The 18,898-nt window shown below is 54.1% G+C and carries 22 protein-coding genes; 12 read left to right on the top strand and 10 right to left on the bottom strand.

The genetic code is table 11. The features are described from left to right. Positions 1 to 53: 53 nt before the first annotated feature. The 5 genes from rimI to ispD form a co-directional block, all read right to left on the bottom strand. Positions 54 to 521: a ribosomal protein S18-alanine N-acetyltransferase gene (gene rimI / locus BLV85_RS01450; RefSeq protein ID WP_342706992.1), complete on the bottom strand. Its 468-nt coding sequence runs from the start codon at positions 519 to 521 to the stop codon at positions 54 to 56. Then, positions 518 to 1,189 carry a tRNA (adenosine(37)-N6)-threonylcarbamoyltransferase complex dimerization subunit type 1 TsaB gene (gene tsaB / locus BLV85_RS01445; protein WP_090411380.1) on the bottom strand — a complete coding sequence of 224 codons (672 nt, stop codon included), beginning with the start codon at positions 1,187 to 1,189 and terminating at the stop codon, positions 518 to 520. Before tsaB ends, rimI begins: the two co-directional genes overlap by 4 nt. Positions 1,190 to 1,287: 98 nt before the next feature. Further along, positions 1,288 to 1,815, bottom strand: coding sequence for an RNA 2',3'-cyclic phosphodiesterase (gene thpR / locus BLV85_RS01440; protein ID WP_245725034.1), 528 nt, complete (start codon positions 1,813 to 1,815; stop codon positions 1,288 to 1,290). Between the two features lie 30 nt (positions 1,816 to 1,845). Next, a complete protein-coding gene (gene ispF, locus BLV85_RS01435) occupies positions 1,846 to 2,331 on the bottom strand; it encodes a 2-C-methyl-D-erythritol 2,4-cyclodiphosphate synthase (RefSeq protein WP_090411376.1) in 486 nt (161 codons plus the stop codon). Next, complete coding sequence (gene ispD / locus BLV85_RS01430; RefSeq protein ID WP_090411374.1) at positions 2,328 to 3,029, bottom strand: 2-C-methyl-D-erythritol 4-phosphate cytidylyltransferase; 702 nt, start codon at positions 3,027 to 3,029, stop codon at positions 2,328 to 2,330. The genes ispF and ispD overlap by 4 nt, the downstream gene beginning before the upstream one ends. Positions 3,030 to 3,371: 342 nt before the next feature. On the opposite strand from ispD, the gene BLV85_RS01425 reads away from it, so the two are divergent. The 10 genes from BLV85_RS01425 (at position 3,372) to BLV85_RS01380 (ending at position 11,703) form a co-directional block, all read left to right on the top strand. After that, positions 3,372 to 3,812, top strand: a complete 441-nt coding sequence (locus BLV85_RS01425) for a CBS domain-containing protein (RefSeq protein ID WP_090411372.1) — start codon at positions 3,372 to 3,374, stop codon at positions 3,810 to 3,812. Positions 3,813 to 3,849: 37 nt separating this feature from the next. Continuing rightward, positions 3,850 to 4,050 carry a hypothetical protein gene (locus BLV85_RS01420; RefSeq protein WP_090411369.1) on the top strand — a complete coding sequence of 67 codons (201 nt, stop codon included), beginning with the start codon at positions 3,850 to 3,852 and terminating at the stop codon, positions 4,048 to 4,050. A gap of 45 nt (positions 4,051 to 4,095) precedes the next feature. Then, positions 4,096 to 5,454 carry a Na(+)-translocating NADH-quinone reductase subunit A gene (locus tag BLV85_RS01415; protein WP_090411367.1) on the top strand — a complete coding sequence of 453 codons (1,359 nt, stop codon included), beginning with the start codon at positions 4,096 to 4,098 and terminating at the stop codon, positions 5,452 to 5,454. A gap of 8 nt (positions 5,455 to 5,462) precedes the next feature. After that, positions 5,463 to 6,695: an NADH:ubiquinone reductase (Na(+)-transporting) subunit B gene (locus tag BLV85_RS01410; protein WP_218132751.1), complete on the top strand. Its 1,233-nt coding sequence runs from the start codon at positions 5,463 to 5,465 to the stop codon at positions 6,693 to 6,695. Continuing rightward, a complete protein-coding gene (locus tag BLV85_RS01405) occupies positions 6,688 to 7,482 on the top strand; it encodes a Na(+)-translocating NADH-quinone reductase subunit C (RefSeq protein ID WP_090411363.1) in 795 nt (264 codons plus the stop codon). The genes BLV85_RS01410 and BLV85_RS01405 overlap by 8 nt, the downstream gene beginning before the upstream one ends. Positions 7,483 to 7,487: 5 nt before the next feature. Continuing rightward, the gene (locus tag BLV85_RS01400; protein ID WP_090411361.1) at positions 7,488 to 8,156 is read left to right on the top strand and encodes an NADH:ubiquinone reductase (Na(+)-transporting) subunit D; all 669 of its coding nucleotides are present in this window, start codon (positions 7,488 to 7,490) and stop codon (positions 8,154 to 8,156) included. Continuing rightward, positions 8,153 to 8,761, top strand: coding sequence for an NADH:ubiquinone reductase (Na(+)-transporting) subunit E (gene nqrE / locus BLV85_RS01395; protein WP_090411359.1), 609 nt, complete (start codon positions 8,153 to 8,155; stop codon positions 8,759 to 8,761). Before BLV85_RS01400 ends, nqrE begins: the two co-directional genes overlap by 4 nt. 155 nt (positions 8,762 to 8,916) lie before the next feature. After that, positions 8,917 to 10,137: an NADH:ubiquinone reductase (Na(+)-transporting) subunit F gene (gene nqrF / locus BLV85_RS01390; RefSeq protein ID WP_090411357.1), complete on the top strand. Its 1,221-nt coding sequence runs from the start codon at positions 8,917 to 8,919 to the stop codon at positions 10,135 to 10,137. Positions 10,138 to 10,144: 7 nt separating this feature from the next. Then, complete coding sequence (locus BLV85_RS01385) at positions 10,145 to 11,419, top strand: FAD:protein FMN transferase (RefSeq protein ID WP_176973885.1); 1,275 nt, start codon at positions 10,145 to 10,147, stop codon at positions 11,417 to 11,419. 62 nt (positions 11,420 to 11,481) lie between these two features. Then, entirely contained in the window at positions 11,482 to 11,703 is a 222-nt protein-coding gene (locus BLV85_RS01380) for a hypothetical protein (RefSeq protein WP_090411353.1), read from the top strand. Between the two features lie 129 nt (positions 11,704 to 11,832). Here the strand turns inward: BLV85_RS01380 and ftsX are convergent, their stop codons facing one another. Genes ftsX through ftsY form a run of 3 tightly spaced genes read right to left on the bottom strand, consistent with a single transcriptional unit; the run spans position 11,833 to position 14,417 of the window. Next, positions 11,833 to 12,741 carry a permease-like cell division protein FtsX gene (gene ftsX, locus BLV85_RS01375; RefSeq protein ID WP_090411351.1) on the bottom strand — a complete coding sequence of 303 codons (909 nt, stop codon included), beginning with the start codon at positions 12,739 to 12,741 and terminating at the stop codon, positions 11,833 to 11,835. Next, positions 12,738 to 13,391, bottom strand: a complete 654-nt coding sequence (gene ftsE, locus BLV85_RS01370; protein ID WP_090411347.1) for a cell division ATP-binding protein FtsE — start codon at positions 13,389 to 13,391, stop codon at positions 12,738 to 12,740. The genes ftsX and ftsE overlap by 4 nt, the downstream gene beginning before the upstream one ends. Before the next feature lie 24 nt (positions 13,392 to 13,415). Then, on the bottom strand, positions 13,416 to 14,417 hold the full coding sequence (gene ftsY / locus BLV85_RS01365) for a signal recognition particle-docking protein FtsY (RefSeq protein ID WP_090411345.1): 1,002 nt from the start codon (positions 14,415 to 14,417) through the stop codon (positions 13,416 to 13,418). A gap of 99 nt (positions 14,418 to 14,516) precedes the next feature. On the opposite strand from ftsY, the gene BLV85_RS01360 reads away from it, so the two are divergent. Next, positions 14,517 to 15,908 carry a M16 family metallopeptidase gene (locus BLV85_RS01360; RefSeq protein WP_090411343.1) on the top strand — a complete coding sequence of 464 codons (1,392 nt, stop codon included), beginning with the start codon at positions 14,517 to 14,519 and terminating at the stop codon, positions 15,906 to 15,908. 363 nt (positions 15,909 to 16,271) lie between these two features. Beyond that, a complete protein-coding gene (alr, locus tag BLV85_RS01350) occupies positions 16,272 to 17,357 on the top strand; it encodes an alanine racemase (protein WP_090411339.1) in 1,086 nt (361 codons plus the stop codon). 217 nt (positions 17,358 to 17,574) lie between these two features. On the opposite strand, the gene BLV85_RS01345 is transcribed toward alr, so the two are convergent. Both BLV85_RS01345 and BLV85_RS01340 read right to left on the bottom strand, forming a co-directional pair. Next, positions 17,575 to 18,372 (bottom strand): peptidyl-prolyl cis-trans isomerase, encoded by a 798-nt coding sequence (locus tag BLV85_RS01345; protein ID WP_090411337.1) that lies wholly within the window; start codon positions 18,370 to 18,372, stop codon positions 17,575 to 17,577. 218 nt (positions 18,373 to 18,590) lie between these two features. Then, positions 18,591 to 18,893 (bottom strand): YciI family protein, encoded by a 303-nt coding sequence (locus BLV85_RS01340; protein WP_090411335.1) that lies wholly within the window; start codon positions 18,891 to 18,893, stop codon positions 18,591 to 18,593. Positions 18,894 to 18,898 lie beyond the last annotated feature (5 nt).

Genomic DNA, 18,898 nt, shown 5'->3' with positions numbered 1-18,898 from the left:
TGGCCACCACCGTCTCGCACACCTGTCGGCATCGCTCCAACCAGTCGAACCATTCAGAGTAAATCCAGCACCATGACCAACGCATCCTCACGACCACACATCGCGGGATAATACCCCTTGCGCACCCCGACCTGCTTGAATCCCAAATTTTTATATAGGGCTGCCGCGCCGAGATTGGATTCACGCACGTCGAGCAGAACGGTCTGGGCCTGCTGCGCTGCGGCGTATTCTATGAAGTAGCCAAGCAGATATTTGCCCCAGCCCTGCTTTTGCCAGGATGCGCCGATCCCAAGCGTCAGCACATGCGCTTCATCTGGCCCCATCATCAGAATGCCATAACCCATCACTTGGTCATTACCCGCCTGCGCCAACACCCGGCATTGATAACCTGCTTTGATGGAATCACTGAAATTGACGAGCGACCAGGGAAAAAGGAATATCTCATGCTCGATCCGAATGACCTGCTCAAGATCATCCGGATGCATCATGCGGATAATGGCCTCGTGCCGAGTATTTTTCACCGTTCGCTCTCCTTCAGCGCCACCTTGTTACGCAGATAGACCGGGACGGCATTTTCCGGCGCGCTGCCTTCGCCGTTGATGAATCTGGCGGCAGCCAGCTGCGCCATCTCGCGGGCGCGTGGATGACAATCTGGCATGATCTGCTGCAAGCGACCGGCATACACATTTTTCAGAGCATCCGCATGGCCATCAAAGCCACTGCCACAACCTACCCAGCTCTGCCCAGTCACAGTTGGCGCGGCTTCCGGCCGGCATAGCAACGGCACATGAACCGGCAGCCAATCCGCACCACTTTTCTCGTACGCTGCAAAGTAAATCTCGCCCATGCGTGCATCGAGCGCAGCCAGCACCCGCTCTGCATTCACCTGCTGCGCCATGGCTTCCAGCGTGATAATGCCAACCACCGGCAAATCATGTGCAAAAGCCAGTCCTTGCGCAACTCCACAGGCGATGCGCAAACCGGTAAACGAACCGGGACCCGCTCCATACGCGATGCCATCAAGCTGCTTGAGCGTGAGATCATGCTCGTTCAACAGCGCTGCGAGCATTGGCAGCAGCAATTCGGAATGTTGCTGAATGGCCAGAACCTCCCGCTCCGAAACAGTGCCATTTTGCCACAGAGCAAGCGAACAGTATTCGGTCGAAGTATCAAACGCGACGATATTCAAAATAGATTAACTGAAATAAAAAATGTCAACCGGCACTGCCACAATCATCCTCATCCGGCTCCGGCGCATCCGCCAAGACGGCTGGTCACGCCTGCCTATCAAGGCCCGGATGGTTCAAGCAGCCAGTTTGCAAGTGAACGATATACCACCCCTTGCGGGGTGGACAGGGATTGTACCAGTGACCATTGCGCGACCTCCCAATCGATCGCGGGCATTGAATCCGGTAATAGGCGGCATTTGGCATTTCTTACCAGCGTCACATGCGGTTTAAATGGACGGTCATCAAATGGTGTTTCCATCGTGGAATACGCCTGACGCAATGCCTGCACCAGTTCCAGCAACGCTGCTGGCGGTTGCTGCATGCCGGCAACCACGATCCCTTCACGCTTCCAGTAACGGATCTCATCCAGGGTCATGTGAAAAGCCGCTTGTTTGACCGCTGACGCGGCCTGGCTCAGCTTTGGCAGCAAGTCCGGCGCTACTTCACCGATAAACAATAACGTCAAATGCAAATTCTCTGCGCGAATCGACCGTCCCCGACAACCGGTGGCCAGCTGTCTGGCCAGTTGATCCAGCTGCCTGCGTGTGGCAGCAAGCGGCCAGAGCGCGAGGAAAATTTTGAGCATGCGGCGAGCCTCAGGCATTCCTGGTGCGAATTACTTCGCTTGCGTGAGCAAGCACACCACTTCGGCCACAATCCCCTCCCCGCGGCCAACATAACCAAGCTTCTCGGCAGTTTTTGCCTTGATATTGATATCGCGCTCTGACATGGCGAGATCTTGTGCAATATGCGCGATCATCAGCGGAATATGCGGGGCCATTTTGGGTGCCTGGGCGATAATGGTGGCATCGATATTGATGATGCGATAATTTTCCTGAACGAGTAATTGATGCACTGCGCGCACCAGCTCGCGGCTGTCAATGTTTTTGTAGCGTGCGTCGGTATCCGAAAAATGGCGGCCAATATCACCCAGCGCCGCCGCACCCAGTAACGCATCGCACAAGGCATGCAGCAGTACGTCGGCATCGGAATGCCCCTGCAAGCCCTTCTCATAGGGAATGGTTACCCCGCCAATAATCAGATCCCGCCCGGTTACGAGCGGGTGGACATCGAAGCCCTGACCAATTCTCATTGCATTCATTCTGTCATACGTTCCCGTAAAATCAGTTCAGCCAGTGCCAGATCCTGAGGATAGGTCACCTTGAAATTATATGAATCCCCCAACACCAGCTTGGGAGACAACCCAAGTGCCTCAATCGCGCTCGCATCGTCGGTAATCTCGGCCGGCGCCTGTTCCAGCGCTGACAGCAATAATCCGGCACGAAACATCTGGGGGGTTTGTGCTTGCCATAGGCCATCCCTGGATTCGGTACGCGCCACCCGCGCATGACTGGTCGCACGTTTCAGGGTATCGGCCAGCGGTATTGCCAGCAAGCCGCCTACTTCATCTTCCGCCAGTTCATCGAGCAAACGCTCAGTCAGATTGACGCTCAGCCCCGGCCGTGCTGCATCGTGCACCAGTATCCAGTCCTCGTCAGCCGCCTGGCCTGCTGCCATGAGTGCCTTGAGCCCGTTCGTGACACTCTCCGCGCGCGTCAACCCGCCACAGGGAAATGTCTGAATCTTGCCGGCAAATTCACTCCAGTCATGCTGCACCCACTCGCCATCCTCCGGTGCCAGCACCACGCATACCTTGCTAATGCGCCTGACCCGGCACAGGGTGCGAAGCGCATGATAAATCATCATTTTTCCTGCCAGCGGCAAATACTGTTTGGGGGCGCGCTCGCCAACACGAGAACCGGAACCGGCGGCTGGAATCAGTGCAATAAAATTAGTCATGCATAAATCCTGAATAAATTTTGCGCCCGTCACCAGCGAGCGAGCTATGGCACATTATCGCATAGCCGACGGGTTATCCGTTAACCCGTGCTGGCTCGCTGCCATATTCGGCAGCCACCTGAGCGGTCTGTGTGCGCTTCGACATGGCCATGCCACTATCTACGCGACGCGATATGCTGCTGGCAGTTAATGGCTGCACAAAGCGTAGCATTGTCTGGCAGCACCGAGTCAGCTGTTCAGGAGATATTTGTTGTCTGCCGGTTTGCTTTGCGCCCACAAACCGCTAACATAGTAAAAAACCGGGAGGTTAAATCATTTCAATCAATAAAAAAGGAAATTACCATGAAAACCGTCAGACACCTGCTGCAGGAAAAGGGGCATACTGTCGTTACGATTGGGCCCGAGGATTCGGTCTTCGATGCCATGCAAAAAATGGCAACCAGCAACATTGGCGCATTGCTGGTCATGAAAGGCGAGAAACCGGTAGGAATACTTACTGAACGTGATTTTTCCAGAAAATCCTATTTACTGGAAAAACCGGTCAAAGACACACTGGTCAAGGAAATCATGACCCATCAGGTGGCTTATGTCGATCCCGACAATACCAATGAAGACTGCATGGCGCTGGTCACCGAAATGCGTATTCGCCATCTGCCGGTTCTGGAAGAAGGCAAAATCATCGGCATGCTTTCGATTGGCGACTTGGTCAAGGATGCCATTTCACAGCATGAGTTTGTCATTCAGCAGCTCGAACGCTATATTTACGATACCCGGGAAATTTAAGGTTGGGGTCGCACCGGTCAACCACCCAGACTGATCGATGCAAGCACTGATCATCGTCAACGAATCGGGTGACGGAGGCGGACTTCGGAAGCATGCCACTTCCCAAGCCGCCTGCATAGGCCGGGACGCGCAAAGGCGCGCAGCCTCGCAGTATTTGAGAAGCATCAGTTTTGTCAAAGCCTCTACACGCCAGGGTCAGGCGGACGGAAAAGGTTTCCTCCCTCTGCCGCAGGACTGATGGAATGAGGGACATATAACGAACCAAGGTATCTCCACTTCGATCATGCTTATCAAGCTAAAACAGGGTCTTGATTTGCCTATCCACGGCAAGCCGGAACAGTATGTGGATGAAGCCGCCGCAGTACGCCATGTAGCGGTGATGGGGGTGGACCATATCGATCTCAAGCCAACCATGAGAGTGGCAGAAGGCGATACAGTCAAGCTTGGCCAGCCTTTGTTCGAGCACAAAAAGCTGCCGGAAGTGGTTTTCACTGCGCCAGGTGGCGGCAAAATCGTAGCCATCCACCGTGGAGCGAGACGCATGCTGCTATCGGTGGTGATCGAGTTGAATGAGGCGGAAGAATCGGAAACCTTCGATCAGTACGCGCCAGACAAACTCGCCAGCCTGACACGCGAACAAGTCAAGGCAAATCTGTTGGCATCTGGCTTATGGACAGCATTACGCACACGCCCCTACAGCAAAATACCCGATCCATCCGCTGAGCCAGTTGCAATTTTCATCACGGCCATGGACAGCAATCCTTTGGCCGCCGATCCCGCCCCCCTCATCACTGCCGAAGCGTCATCCTTCAAGCATGGCCTGAGTGTGCTCGCGCACTTGACCGATGGACCCTTATGGCTCTGTCTGTCCCCGCAAGCAGAATTGCCCTTGCCGGAAGACCTGCCACAGTTACGTCAGGCCCGCTTTCAGGGCCCCCACCCCGCCGGTCTGCCTGGGACGCACATTCACTTTCTGCAACCAGCCAGCCTGCATAAAACCGTCTGGTACCTGAATTACCAGGATGTGATCGCGATCGGCAAGCTGTTCGTCACCGGCCGCCTCCCGACTGAGCGTATCGTCGCACTGGGCGGACCAGAAGTAAAAAGACCGCGCTTGTTGCGCACCCGGCTGGGGGCGTCGATCGAGGAATTGCTGGCCAAGGAATCCATCGACTCCACTGAAAACCGCATCATTTCGGGTTCTGTCTGGTCTGGACGCCATGCGGTGGACGAATTGGCCTTTCTGGGGCCGCATCATCTACAAATCACGGTGATCCGGGAAAAAGCTGAACGGGAATTTCTCGGCTGGTTGAGACCCGGTGGCAATAAGTACTCCAAACTGAATGTACTGCTCTCCAGTTTTGCCCACAAAAGGGGGCAGTTTGAATTTACCGCCAGCCAACAAGGCAGCCCACGCGCGATGATTCCCATCAATAGCTTTGAAGAGGTCATGCCGCTCGATATATTGCCCACGCAACTTTTACGCGCGCTGCTCGTGATGGATACCGACATGGCGCAGAAACTGGGTTGCCTTGAACTGGACGAAGAGGATCTCGCGCTCTGTTCGTTTGTATGTGTCGGCAAGCATGATTACGGAACGGTGCTGCGCGAAAATTTAAGACTTATCGAGAAAGAAGGATAATCATTGCCATGCGCCGCTTGCTTGACAATATGAAACCACATTTCAATCAGGGCGGGCGATTCGAGAAATATCACGCCTTGTACGAAATGGTGGATACTTTTTTGTACACGCCCAGCGATTCGACACGCTCCGCCCCCCATGTGCGGGACGCCATCGATCTCAAGCGACTCATGAGCTACGTGGTGGTGGCATTGATCCCCTGCATCATCTGGAGCTGGTATAACACCGGTTACCAGGCCAACCTTGTGCTGCAGGAACTCGGCCAGGTTAATCATGGCTGGCGCAGCAACCTGCTGCAAGCTTTCAACCTTGGCTTCGACCCCGGCGATATACTGGCCTGTACCCTGCATGGCCTGCTGTTTTTTCTGCCGATCTATCTGACAACACTGGTGGTAGGCGGCTGCTGGGAAGTCCTGTTTGCGATCATACGCAAGCATGAAGTCAATGAAGGCTTCCTGGTCACTTCGATGCTATTCGCCCTGACTTTGCCGCCGAACATGCCATTATGGATGGTCGCGCTAGGCATCAGTTTCGGGGTGGTGATCGGCAAGGAAATTTTTGGCGGCACCGGCAAGAATTTCCTCAATCCTGCGCTGGTTGGGCGCGCCTTTCTCTTTTTTGCCTACCCGGCCGAAATCTCGGGTGATCTAGTATGGGTTGCAATCGACGGTTACACCAGTTCCACGCTGCTCATGGGGCTGGACGGCTACTCTGGCGCGACCCCATTGGGGCTGAGCGCACTCGGTGGCCTGGAGGCCGTAACGGCTGCTGACTACAGCTGGTGGCAAGCCTTCATTGGACTCATGCCCGGTTCACTGGGTGAAACCTCTACGCTTGCCTGCCTGCTGGGTGCGGCTTTTCTGATTTACACCAAGGTTGCATCCTGGCGCATTATTTTCGGGGTCTTTCTCGGCATGGCGATCACCAGTGCATTATTCAATTTGCTGGAAAGCGACAACCCGATGATGGCCATGCCCTGGCATTGGCATCTGGTGCTGGGGGGATTTGCGTTTGGCATGGTATTCATGGCGACCGACCCGGTATCCGCTGCCATGACCAACGCCGGGCGCTGGGTGTTCGGCATACTGATCGGATTCATGACGGTCCTGATCCGGGTCATGAATCCGGCCTTTCCGGAAGGCATCATGCTGGCGATCCTGTTTGCCAACATTTTCGCGCCCCTGATCGACTATGTCGTCATCCAGCTCAATATTCGCAGAAGGATGCGCCGATATGACTGAAACGAATCAGACCCCTGCCCCCCATAGTGGCCGCCGGACGCTCGGTGTCGCGATCGCTGTGTGCCTGGTCTGCTCACTGATTGTAGCCAGCACTGCCGTCATGCTCAAACCCATCCAGCTGGCCAATCGGATCGAGGCGCGACAGCAAGTGCTGGTCGAACTGGCCGGGTTGACTGCGCGCGGATTATCCGCCGAACAAGCCTATCGGCAGTTTGACGTGCGTATGGTCGAGCTTGCCAGCGGCGAATACCATGACGATCAGGATGCGGAACAGTTCGAGATAACGAGAGCCGGCAAGGATGCCGCCCAATCGATATCGCTAGCCCCGGAACAGGATCTGGCGCAAATCCGGCGCAAGCCCAAATACTTGCCGGTCTATCAAGTCTTCGATCAGGCAGGCAAACTGGAAACACTGGTTCTGCCAATATACGGCTACGGTTTGTGGTCCACTCTCTACGGCTTCATCGCCCTGGAGGGCGACCTGCGCACGGTCAGAGGCATCCAGTTCTATCAGCATGCCGAAACGCCAGGATTGGGCGGAGAGGTTGACAATTCACGCTGGCTGGATCTATGGCCAGGCAAGGTGGTTTTTGATGATGATTGGCAACCGCGCATCGAGCTCGTCAAAGGAGCGGTGAGCACGGACACACCCGACAATCAACATAAAGTTGATGGCTTATCCGGTGCAACCATGACGACCCGTGGCATCAATAACTTGCTCAAATTCTGGTTCGGACAGGAGGGTTTCCGCCCTTTTCTGCTTCGTCTACGTGAAAAAAGGAGTTGATTATCATGACACCATCCACTCGCAAAATTCTGTTTGCACCCCTGGTTGACAACAATCCGATCATTCTGCAGGTGCTGGGTATCTGTTCAGCCCTGGCAGTCACGACCAAATTATCGACGGCGCTGACCATGTGTATTGCGCTGACACTGGTGGTCGCCTGTTCCAGCACACTGATCAGCCTGATCCGTCATTATATTCCCACCAATATCCGCATCATCGTGCAGATGACGATCATTGCTTCACTGGTAATTGTGGTCGATCAGTTTCTGCGGGCATTCGCTTATGAAATCAGCCGTGAGTTGTCGGTATTCGTTGGCCTGATCATTACCAATTGCATCGTCATGGGGCGCGCGGAAGCGTTTGCCATGAAGAATCCACCCTGGCCCAGCTTTCTCGATGGGCTGGGCAACGGTCTCGGATTCAGCGTGATTCTGCTGATGGTCGGCACAATGCGCGAATTGTTCGGCTCGGGTTCACTGTTCGGATTTTCGATACTGCCGCTCGCCCGGGATGGCGGCTGGTATGAGGCCAACGGACTGATGTTATTACCGCCCAGTGCCTTTTTTCTAATCGGAATGATTATCTGGGGAGTGCGTTCCTGGAAAACCGGCCAGGTCGAGCAACCAGAGTTTCGGATTCAACCCGCCCACAACCCTACTGAAGCCACAAGATGAACAGCCTTGCCAGTTTATTTATCACCGCAGTTTTTGTTGAGAATCTTGCCCTGGCCTTCTTTCTGGGCATGTGTACGTTTCTGGCCATTTCCAAAAAAATCGAGACGGCATTTGGATTGGGCATCGCCGTGATCGTTGTCCAGACGCTGACCGTTCCGATCAATAATCTGGTTTTCCAGTATTTGCTGCGCGATGGCGCGCTGGCCTGGATGGGACTACCGGAAATCGACTTGAGCTTCCTCGGATTTGTCAGCTATATCGGCGTGATTGCAGCCATGGTACAGATACTCGAAATGTTCCTGGACCGCTTTGTGCCGGCGCTCTACCACGCCCTAGGCATTTATCTGCCGCTGATCACCGTCAATTGCGCCATTCTAGGTGGCTCATTGTTCATGGTCGAGCGTGACTACAATCTGGCCGAAAGCGTTACCTATGGCCTGGGTTCCGGTGTGGGCTGGGCGTTGGCAATCACGGCGCTGGCGGGCATACGCGAAAAACTCAAATATTCGGATATACCGGATGGCCTGCAAGGATTGGGCATCACCTTCATCAGCACGGGCCTGATGGCAATGGGATTCATGGCTTTTTCCGGCGTCCGGTTTTAGCGGCTTGTGGACAAACGGATTTTCTTCTCAGAGCGAGGGCAAGCGCACGCACCACCACGCGCGCCTCTCCTCGCTGGCGCTTGCCCCAGCCTAACCGACAATCTGTGCCCATCCATGCATTTCGTTATTTTTACCGACTCTGATTGAGGCCACGCATGCTGGAAATTTCACTCGGCGTTTTCTTTTTCACTTCGATTATCATCGCCTTGGTATTCCTTATCCTCGGCGCACGTGCCAAGTTGATTGCCCAGGGGCAGGTCAAGATCAATGTCAATGATAAACGCACCATTGAAGCGCCAACCGGGGGTAAATTACTCGGCACGCTTGCCAACGCCGATATTTTTGTAAGCTCGCCCTGCGGTGGCAGCGGCACCTGCGGCCAATGCAGGGTTCAAGTCTTTGACGGGGGGGGAGCGATACTGCCAACCGAAACTTCGCATATCAACAAGCGCGACGCGCGCGCCGGCTATCGCCTGTCCTGCCAGGTTTCTGTCAAGCAGGACATGAAAATAGCGGTGCCCGATGCCGTGTTTGGCGCCAAGAAAATGACTTGCAAGGTCCGCTCCAATCATAACGTCGCCACTTTTATCAAGGAACTGGTGCTGGAACTCCCCGAGGCAGAGCAGCTCGATTTCCGGGCCGGCGGCTATATCCAGATTGAATGCCCACCCAATACAAGCCAATTCAAGACATTCGAGATCGAAGACCGCTTCCGCATGGACTGGGACCGCTATGATCTCTGGCGCTATGTATCGGAAGCGGACGAACCGGTGATACGCGCCTATTCGATGGCCAACTACCCCGAAGAACGCGGCATCATCATGCTCAATGTACGTATCGCCACCCCCCCGCCCAAGCAGCAGAACCTGCCACCTGGCCTGGCTTCTTCCTATATTTTCTCACTCAAGCCGGGCGATGCGGTCACGATCATGGGGCCATTCGGAGATTTCTTCGCTCGTGACACCGACAACGAGATGATTTTCATTGGTGGTGGCGCAGGCATGGCACCGCTACGCTCACATATTTTCGATCAACTCTGTCGTCTCAAATCCAAGCGCAAAATTTCTTTCTGGTATGGTGCGCGCTCCAAAAATGAAATGTTCTATGTCGAGGATTTTGATAATCTGGCCCAGGAACATGATAATTTTGAATGGTATGTGGCCTTGTCTGATGCGCTGCCTGAAGACAATTGGCAAGGTTATACCGGTTTCATACACCAAGTGTTATACGACAATTATCTGAAAAATCACCCTGCACCGGAAGATTGCGAATACTATTTATGTGGCCCACCGATGATGAGCCAGGCCGTTATCAAGATGCTGCTCGACCTGGGGGTTGAACAAGAAAATATTCTGTTCGATGATTTTGGAGGATGATGACACAATGAAAACTGCACGGCACGGATTCCTTCGCCCAATTCTCATTGGCATGGTAGCGTTGCTGGTAACCGCGCTGCTGGTAACCGCGCTGCTGGCTCGCGCATTCCTCTCGCCATCCCCCACCCTATCGCAACTGCATGGCTACACCATGGGGACGCAATACAGCATCAAATACCGTCACCCTGAAGCGTTATTCAGCCCCGAACAGGCACAAAAACAGATTGACTCGATACTCGACACCATCAACCGGACGATGTCCACCTATGATCAACAATCAGAACTATCGCGCCTGAATCAGGCGACCGCAACCGACTGGATACCCATTTCCGATACATTATTCACAGTGCTGCAGGCGGCACTGACCATCGGCGAACAAAGTGAGGGCAGGTTCGATATCACAGTCGGACCACTGGTCAATCTCTGGGGATTCGGGCCTGAATTCCGGCCCGAGGAAATTCCCGCTGCAGACGCGATTGCCGCCATCCGCCAACGAACCGGCCAAGCCATGCTTGAGCTGGATCAAGAAATTCCGGCCGTGCGCAAGGCACATCCCAATATCTATATTGATTTGTCCGCCATCGCCAAGGGATATGCAGTTGATCAAATAGCGGCCCTGTTCGACTCACAGGGCATCGATCATTATCTGGTTGATATCGGAGGTGAAATCCGTGCTCGCGGCACCAATGCACAAAACAATTCCTGGCAGGTCGGCATTGAAAAGCCTCTCCAGCATGGCCGCTCGCTGCATCGTGTGCTGCCCCTGAAGAATACGGCCTTGGCCACTTCGGGTGATTATCGTAATTTCTTCGAACTGGATGGGCGCCGCTATAGCCATCTCATCGACCCCACCACAGGCTGGCCGGTCGAGAATGGTTCTACCTCGGTAACGGTATTGGCGGAAAGCGTTATGCTTGCAGACGCCTGGGCGACTGCCCTGCTGGTGAGTGGACATGCGCGCGGCCTGCGCATCGCCGAACAACAGGGACTGGCCGTACTCTACCTTGTCAACCAGAATGGCGCACTCATGGAATATACCAGCAGTCATTTTCCTGACACCCACCACTCCCGTTTCAGTCAGATATTTTTAGCCACATTTCTCGTGATGGGACTGGCGTTGATCGCCATGGCAATAGGCGTACTCAATGGGCGCCAGCCCATCGCCGGCAGTTGTGGCGGACTCGGCCGTCTCGGGCTCGGTTGCGATGCCGGCTGCAGTCGCCCCTGTGCCAGCCGTCACACCGGCACGCAACGGGCTACCAAACTGGATAGTAAATTCTAAGAAGCTGTTTGGAAATGCTGAACTTGAGTGATCGTGCCCTAGTATGACGCATGTGGATACGAATGATTTTTCCAGACTGCAAGCATCTTGGCAAGCGACTCGGTATCGAAGCCAAGCTGACGTTAGGCTGGATTGCTTCGCTGTGCTCGCAAAGACGGCAGAAAACAATGGCCATCCGCAATTTCAACCGCCGTCTTGGCAAGGCCCAACGGGCCGCGGCCATCCAGATGCTTTTCGGTAACAATAACGCTACAGTTGCCACAGCGTCGAGCAATCTGATCTGAGATTGGAATTCCCAAACAGCTTCTAAGGGCTCGTTAATAGTCGGGCCAAATCACTGAAAATGGTTGAGCGGCATGTTCGGACAATCGTTATCAACCCAGCGCAGGCTGAACATATTGCGACACCATGGACTATGCGCAGTCAATACGGGCAAGGTGACGGGCGACCGACCAGCGTGCACCGAACCATCCCAGGCCACCGGAGAATGCGAGCAACAGCAGGTTATGCTGCCAGGAAAAATGGCTGAGCGCCCATGTCGTTGCATATAGTCTGGCCAGCTCGAACAAGGATTCATTCAGTTTGATAATCACCAGGGCCAGTATCGACCAGGCCAGCACCGCACCGGCCAGTCCCTGGATGGCGCCAAAATAGAGAAACGGACGGCGAATATAGCTGTCCGTTGCGCCTATCAGCCTGGATAGCTCGATTTCGTCGCGTCGAGTCAGGATTTGCAAGCGAATCGTATTGAAAATCACTATGATCAAGGCTGCACCGAACAAACCGGCCAGCATCCATACAATCACCCTGCCAAGATCTAGGATTGCATTCAGCTTTCTGGCCCAATCCGTATCCACCAATACTTGTGCAATGCCCGGCCAGGCCGATATGGCTTCCCGCATGCGTTCTATTTCATCAGCCGCCATCTGACCGAGATTGATCACGAAAGCATCCGGCAGCGGATTCTTGCCGAGGTTGCGCATGGCCTCAGCCAGGCCGCTTTCCTGTTGGAGCTGCTGCAAAGCAATCTCCTTGGAAATGAACTGAAAGCTCTCGAAAGCTGGCACCTGCTCCAAGCGCGCATTGATCCGCTCTATATCTGCCTGCCTCGCATTGGTATCAAGAAAAACACTCAACTGTAGAGATTCGGTGGCATGCCCGGAAACTGTCTGGAGATTCTCCAGCAACAAAAAGATGCCTGCCGGCAGGCTGAGCACGACACCAAACACACCCACACTCAACAGACTGGTGACAGGCGAGATCACCAGTTGCCTGAGTGCACGCAGCAGCGCATGCCAGTGCTGGGCTAACCAGATACTCATGCGGCCAGTTTTCCTTGTGTAAGCTCGAAGACACGAGAGCGGGTCGCATCGAGCAGCATCCTATCGTGGGTAGCGATCAGCACTGTCACACCCACCTGGTGAAATGACTCGAAAACGGCCATGATCTCGCGTGCATAGCCGGTATCGAGGCTCGCTGTCGGCTCATCTGCAATCAAGATGGTAGGACGGTGAACGACAGCCCGGGCAATGCACAATCGCTGCTTCTCCCCGCCGGACAAGGTGATCGGATTCGCCTTCTCCTTATCCAGCAATCCGACCTTGTCCAGCGCCGCGCGTACCCGTGCGGCTGCGGTTCTGCTGTCAGCCCCCATCACTTGCAACGGCAACATGACGTTGGCAAAAACATTGCGATCCAGCAAAATCCGCTGTTCCTGGAAAATCAATCCCAGATTCCGGCGCAAATAGGGAATCGCACTGCGCTTGAGTGCACTGATATTCTGTTGGCCCACAAAAATGTTGCCGGAAGTCGGCCGTTCTATGGCCGCGATCATTTTCAGAAGCGTGCTTTTGCCCGCGCCCGAATGGCCGGTAAAAAAAGCCAGTTCACCGCGCTCGACAGAGAACGTAATATCGGTGAGCGCTTCGTAGCCGCCCGCGTAACGTTTATTCACATGCTGGAAATCAATCATGCCAGAGAAATACCCAGTAGACGCTCAATCGAACAACGCTTCGGCAAATTCTTTGGCGTCGAATGGCCTCAAATCATCCAGCCCCTCACCCACCCCGACAAAGCGCAAAGCAGGCGGAAGATCCGCGTATTGTGCGGCAATGGCGGCAATGACGCCGCCCTTCGCAGTTCCGTCCAGTTTGGTCAACACCAGACCTGTCACCCCCAGCGCCTCATCAAATGCCTTAAGCTGACTTACGGCATTCTGACCGGTATTGGCATCCAGTACCAGCAACACCTCATGGGGAGCGTCGGGAATGGCCTTGGTGATCACGCGCTTGATCTTTTTGATTTCCTCCATCAAATGAAGCTGTGTCGTCAGGCGGCCGGCAGTATCGGCCAGCACGATATCGATATGCCTTGCCCTGGCAGCAGTAATCGCATCAAAAATGACAGCGGCCGGATCGCTTTTCCTGCCAGGCTCGTTATCCTGCGCAATCACCGTAATATTGTTGCGTTCACCCCATATCTTCAATTGCTCCTGTGCCGCAGCTCGATAGGTATCGCCAGCAGCCAGCAGGACAGATTGCCCTTGCGCCTGAAAATAATGGGCAAGCTTGCCGATTGTAGTCGTTTTACCCACGCCATTCACGCCAGTGATCATGATCACGAAAGGCTGTTTTTCTGCGGTCTCCAGCGGTCGCGCCATAGGCTGAAGCAACTCGACCAAGGCGTCTTGCAGAGCGGTCTTAAGCTGTTCGGAATCACTCAGCGCATCGCGCTTGACGCGCTTGCGCAGCGATTCCAGCAAACGATTGGTGGCTGCAATCCCAGTATCCGCTGTCAATAACGCGGTCTCGAGTTCTTCATACAACGCCTCATCAATCTTGCGGCCACCGAACAATCCGGTCAGCTGCTTGCCGAGATTCTGCCGGGTACGAGCCAGCCCCTGTCTGATTTTGCTGGCAAAGCCGACCGGTTCGGTGGTTTGTTCGTTCTGATCGTTTTTATCGTTCTTGTCTTTTTTGGATTTAAAAATACTAAACATTCTGGTAGGCTGTTCCTGTTTCAGAGAGATAAATATAATATCATCTAAAGGTTAGCAGATTTAGTCTCTTGCTTCATTGAAAGCCATTTTGCCAAATATATGAAAACTAATTCCCACTTTGCTCATTACGCGCTGATACTGCTCGGTCTCACGCTGGCAGGTTCCCATTCTGTGCAGGCAAACCCGCATGAATATTTGCTCGACAACGGTCTCAAACTGATCGTCAAAGAAGATCATCGCTCACCGGTCGTCATCCATCATATCTGGTACAAAGTGGGCAGTATGGATGAAACCAACGGCACAACCGGCGTGGCTCACGCTCTCGAGCACATGATGTTCAAGGGTACAGCCGAGGTTCCGCCAGGAGAGTTTTCCCGGCGGATTGCCGCAGTCGGGGGAAGAGAAAATGCGTTCACCAGCCGCGACTACACGGCCTACTACCAGCAGTTGCATCAGCGTCATCTGCCGATGGCGATGGCGCTCGAATCCGATCGCATGAGTCATTTGCTGCTCACTGAAGAGGAATTCAGCAAGGAAATTCAGGTTGTGATGGAGGAAAGAAGACTGCGGACTGATGATCAGCCGCGTTCCCTGCTCTACGAAAAAATGATCGCCACCGCATTTCAGACCCATCCTTACCGGCGGCCAGTGATCGGCTGGATGAATGATCTGGAGCATATGCAGGTCAGCGACAATCAGGAATGGTACAACCGCTGGTATGCCCCCAACAATGCGGTTCTGGTCGTGGTTGGCGATGTGGATCCGGAAAATGTACTCGCATTGACAAAACAGCACTATGGCAAGGCCAATGCCCGCCCGTTACCGGGTATTGCTGAACGCAAGCCCCAGGCGGAACCTCCCCAGGTTGGCATCAAGCGCCTGCGGGTCAAGGCGCCCGCAAAACTGCCTTATCTATTGATGGGATACAAAGCACCGACTCTGAGCGACCCGCAAAACGAGTGGGAGCCTTATGCATTGGAAATCCTGGCCGGCGTGCTGGATGGCCACGCTTCCGCGCGACTGAATAGAGCGCTGGTGCGCGAAGCCCGCATCGCCATTTCGGTAGGCGCCGGTTACAGCGCGATCGCTCGTGGCCCCGGCATGTTTTATTTTGATGGCACACCGAGCGAAGATAAAACCATTGATGAACTCGAGCAATCGATACGGGCTGAAATCAGCCAGATTGTCGAATCCGGCATCACGGCGGCAGAGCTCGCCCGCGTCAAGGCACAAGTCGTAGCGGCCCATGTTTACCAGCTTGACTCAATGTTCTCGCAGGCCATGCAAATTGGCAGGCTGGAAAGCGCGGGACTTTCCCATCGGGATGCGGATACTATTTTAAAGGGACTGCAGGCAGTTCAAGCCAAGCAAGTCCAGGAAGTCGCCAAGAAATATCTGATCGATGACTTTTTAACGGTTGCCACCCTGGATCCACAGCCTCTGACTGGAGCAACGTCCACCCGGCCAGATACAACCCAGCTGCGGCATTAACAACACCAATACGGCCATATCTCTTTCGATTTAGACGGCTCCTCTACCCTCACCAGTGCCCCCTCCTGATCTCATTCCTGCACCGATGTTCTTCTACAAAAGAGACCGGGTGCAAAGCCGCAATGCTGGTGTATGGCAGGCGTACAAGGGCAAACACAGGCGCGGGACTCCCAACCATGGTTTTGTCGGGCAGTCCAAATTGATGAAGCGCTCCTCCAGCCGTTCGAAGCTCACGGCAGTCCGGTATGCTGGCATACTCACATGGCCAGACCAACCCGCTGGACAAATGCACGCGAAAAATCCCATCGGGATAGCTTGCATCATCGACACACCCCCTATTTCCTTGCTGCGGCAAACAGCATAATGTACCGTCCAACTTGCGCCATTATCGATCGTGCCGCCTTACGGCATAATTTTTCCGTCATTCGCAGGCATGTGCGCCATGCACGCGTCATCGCTGTCATCAAAGCCGATGCCTATGGGCATGGCCTGCTCCGCTGTGCGCAGGCACTGAGTGATGCCGATGCGTTTGCCGTATTGGAGCTGGAAGCGGCTGTACAATTGCGGGAAGCCGGCTTCCGGCAACCCATTCTACTGCTGGAAGGGTTCTTCTCGATAGCGGAACTGAAAGTATTGGCGCAATATCAGCTAAGTACCGTCATCCATCATCATGAGCAATTAGCCATGTTGCCCTCGTGCAAGGAAATTGAGAAACTCGATGTTTTTCTCAAAATCAATTCCGGCATGAACCGGCTCGGCTTCAGACCCGAACAAGGCCGTACCGCACTGGATACGCTCAGGCAACAAGCTTTTGTCAGCAGCATTACGCTGATGACGCATTTCGCCTGTGCTGACGACCCGCAGGAAAAGCATGATATCGATCAGCAATTGAATCGCTTTATCACCCTCCAGCCACAAGGAGCCGAGCGCCTGCCCCGGACCTTGGCCAACTCTGCAGCTATCTTGCGTTACCCCCAGACTCATGCAGACTGGGTCCGTCCAGGCCTGCTGCTTTACGGGGCATCCCCGCTGATCGAGAAAACAGGCGATGAACTCGGCTTGCGGCCGGTCATGACATTAACCAGCCAGATCATCGCCATCCAACACCTCAATCCACAAGACAGATTGGGTTATGGCGGACAGTTTGTGGCAGATCGCCCCATGCGGATTGGAATTGTTGCTGCAGGCTATGCGGACGGCTACCCTCGCCATGCACCCACAGGCACGCCGGTACTGGTTGAGGGTCAGCGTACCCGCCTGATAGGACGGGTTTCGATGGATATGTTGAGCGTCGATTTGAGTGGTATCGAGCAGGCGAGGATTGGCAGCCCGGTGACGCTATGGGGAGAGGGATTACCCGTTGAGCGCGTTGCTGAAAGCGCAGGCACTATCAGCTATGAACTGCTCGCTGCACTTTCTCCGCGCGTAAGATCGGTCACCCGTTCCTAGGCGGCTGTCCGAGAATAGCGATCGTAGCGAGGGCGAAGCTGGCTGAGCAAGGATTTTTTGATCATTTGAGGCGAATAGTCCTTCTATTCAACAAAGGATCGGAAAATCCGGCCAGCCAGGCTCGTTCGCAGTAGATCAGTCTCTCTCGCTATTCTCGGACAGCCGCCTAGTTTTCGGGCGCATCCAGGGACCCATGCGCCCGACAAGGTCCAGTTGCTTATTGTACCTTGGCTTTTTTACGCAACGACTCAACCAGCTCGGCAAAATTGCGCTGCAGCACGCGTTGTTGCATATTCTGCTTGACCTCTTCAAAAGTGGGTGGCACAGCAGCCCGCACATCATCCAGTTGTATGATATGCCAGCCAAATGTTGTCTGCACCGGCTGACTGGTCAACTCCCCTTTCCTCAGATTTTTCAATGTATCGGCAAACGGCTTGACATATACCGCAGATGGGCTCCAGCCCAACTCCCCGCCATTGTCCCTGCTGCCGCTGTCGATGGAACGTTCGCTTGCCAATTTTTCGAATGAGCCGCCTTTTTTGAGCATGGCAACGATGTCCTTGGCTTCTTTCTCAGTTTCCACGAGAATATGACGTGCTTTATATTCCTTGTCCCCCATCTGCGACTTGACTGCTTCATATTCTTTACGCAACTCGGCATCACTGATGGTATTGTTCCGGATGTAATCCGCTTGGAATGCTCTGATCAGGACTGCTTGACGCGCAAGCTCGATCTGGGTCACGACCTCCGGATCACGATCCAGACCCTTCTTTACCGCTTCCTGCGCAATGATTTCTTCTGCAATCAAATTTTCACGCAGCGCATTTCTCATTTCATTGGTATCCGGTTGTCCTTGCGCGACCGCAGCTTTGACCATGAGATCGAGACGTGCCTGGGGAATGGCCACACCATTGACTTTAGCAACCGTACCGCCACTTTGGGCATGCAAGGGCGACACAACGGCCAGGCTCAGGACAATGAAGGGCACGCAAAACATAAATTTGATTAAACGCATAAAATTACCTTTGGATTTATAGTGAGGTTAATAAATTGGCTTAATAAGCGTATGCCTTAACAGGGCACGGATGAATCCTTTTTAGTGAACAACGAGACACGAGTCACCCATGCCAATCCAGCCTGGATGCCTTCTCCCATATTTGATACGACAGGCATTCGCAAGATTGGAGAGCTTGAGCCAGCTTGAGTTCATAAACAATTATTGAACACATGAAATTATTCCGGCAAGACTTTCTTGAATGGCTTCACGCTGACCTTTGCATACACACCGGACGATTTGTAGGGATCCGCATCAGCCCAGTGTTGCGCTTCCTCGAAAGAAGAAAATTCAGCCACAATCAAGCTGCCGGAAAAACCCGCCGGCCCAGGATCAGCACAATCGATAGCCGGACAAGGCCCAGCCAAAAGGAGTCGCCCTTCTTCCTGCAAGGCTTGCAAGCGTGTCAGATGCGCGGGCCGATTCGCCATGCGCTGCGCCAGACTGTTGGGAGCATCCTCCCCGTAAATCAAATAGAGCATGTATT

This window comes from Nitrosomonas halophila (assembly GCF_900107165.1).
In the GTDB taxonomy this organism is placed as follows: domain Bacteria; phylum Pseudomonadota; class Gammaproteobacteria; order Burkholderiales; family Nitrosomonadaceae; genus Nitrosomonas; species Nitrosomonas halophila.
This window is presented reverse-complemented; position numbering and strand designations above follow the sequence as displayed.

Bases quoted from the DNA above. Each gene is read 5' to 3' on its own strand.
- BLV85_RS01420 (WP_090411369.1), top strand. From the start codon at position 3,850: ATGCAAGCACTGATCATCGTCAACGAATCGGGTGACGGAGGCGGACTT.
- BLV85_RS01345 (WP_090411337.1), bottom strand. From the start codon at position 18,372: ATGCGTTTAATCAAATTTATGTTTTGCGTGCCCTTCATTGTCCTGAGC.
- ftsY (WP_090411345.1), bottom strand. From the start codon at position 14,417: ATGTTTAGTATTTTTAAATCCAAAAAAGACAAGAACGATAAAAACGAT.
- BLV85_RS01405 (WP_090411363.1), top strand. From the start codon at position 6,688: ATGACTGAAACGAATCAGACCCCTGCCCCCCATAGTGGCCGCCGGACG.
- nqrF (WP_090411357.1), top strand. From the start codon at position 8,917: ATGCTGGAAATTTCACTCGGCGTTTTCTTTTTCACTTCGATTATCATC.
- BLV85_RS01410 (WP_218132751.1), top strand. From the start codon at position 5,463: ATGCGCCGCTTGCTTGACAATATGAAACCACATTTCAATCAGGGCGGG.
- alr (WP_090411339.1), top strand. From the start codon at position 16,272: ATGTACCGTCCAACTTGCGCCATTATCGATCGTGCCGCCTTACGGCAT.
- BLV85_RS01400 (WP_090411361.1), top strand. From the start codon at position 7,488: ATGACACCATCCACTCGCAAAATTCTGTTTGCACCCCTGGTTGACAAC.
- nqrE (WP_090411359.1), top strand. From the start codon at position 8,153: ATGAACAGCCTTGCCAGTTTATTTATCACCGCAGTTTTTGTTGAGAAT.
- BLV85_RS01415 (WP_090411367.1), top strand. From the start codon at position 4,096: ATGCTTATCAAGCTAAAACAGGGTCTTGATTTGCCTATCCACGGCAAG.
- BLV85_RS01425 (WP_090411372.1), top strand. From the start codon at position 3,372: ATGAAAACCGTCAGACACCTGCTGCAGGAAAAGGGGCATACTGTCGTT.
- ftsX (WP_090411351.1), bottom strand. From the start codon at position 12,741: ATGAGTATCTGGTTAGCCCAGCACTGGCATGCGCTGCTGCGTGCACTC.
- thpR (WP_245725034.1), bottom strand. From the start codon at position 1,815: ATGCTCAAAATTTTCCTCGCGCTCTGGCCGCTTGCTGCCACACGCAGG.
- BLV85_RS01380 (WP_090411353.1), top strand. From the start codon at position 11,482: ATGATTTTTCCAGACTGCAAGCATCTTGGCAAGCGACTCGGTATCGAA.
- BLV85_RS01360 (WP_090411343.1), top strand. From the start codon at position 14,517: ATGAAAACTAATTCCCACTTTGCTCATTACGCGCTGATACTGCTCGGT.
- BLV85_RS01340 (WP_090411335.1), bottom strand. From the start codon at position 18,893: ATGCTCTATTTGATTTACGGGGAGGATGCTCCCAACAGTCTGGCGCAG.
- BLV85_RS01385 (WP_176973885.1), top strand. From the start codon at position 10,145: ATGAAAACTGCACGGCACGGATTCCTTCGCCCAATTCTCATTGGCATG.
- ftsE (WP_090411347.1), bottom strand. From the start codon at position 13,391: ATGATTGATTTCCAGCATGTGAATAAACGTTACGCGGGCGGCTACGAA.
- ispF (WP_090411376.1), bottom strand. From the start codon at position 2,331: ATGAATGCAATGAGAATTGGTCAGGGCTTCGATGTCCACCCGCTCGTA.
- ispD (WP_090411374.1), bottom strand. From the start codon at position 3,029: ATGACTAATTTTATTGCACTGATTCCAGCCGCCGGTTCCGGTTCTCGT.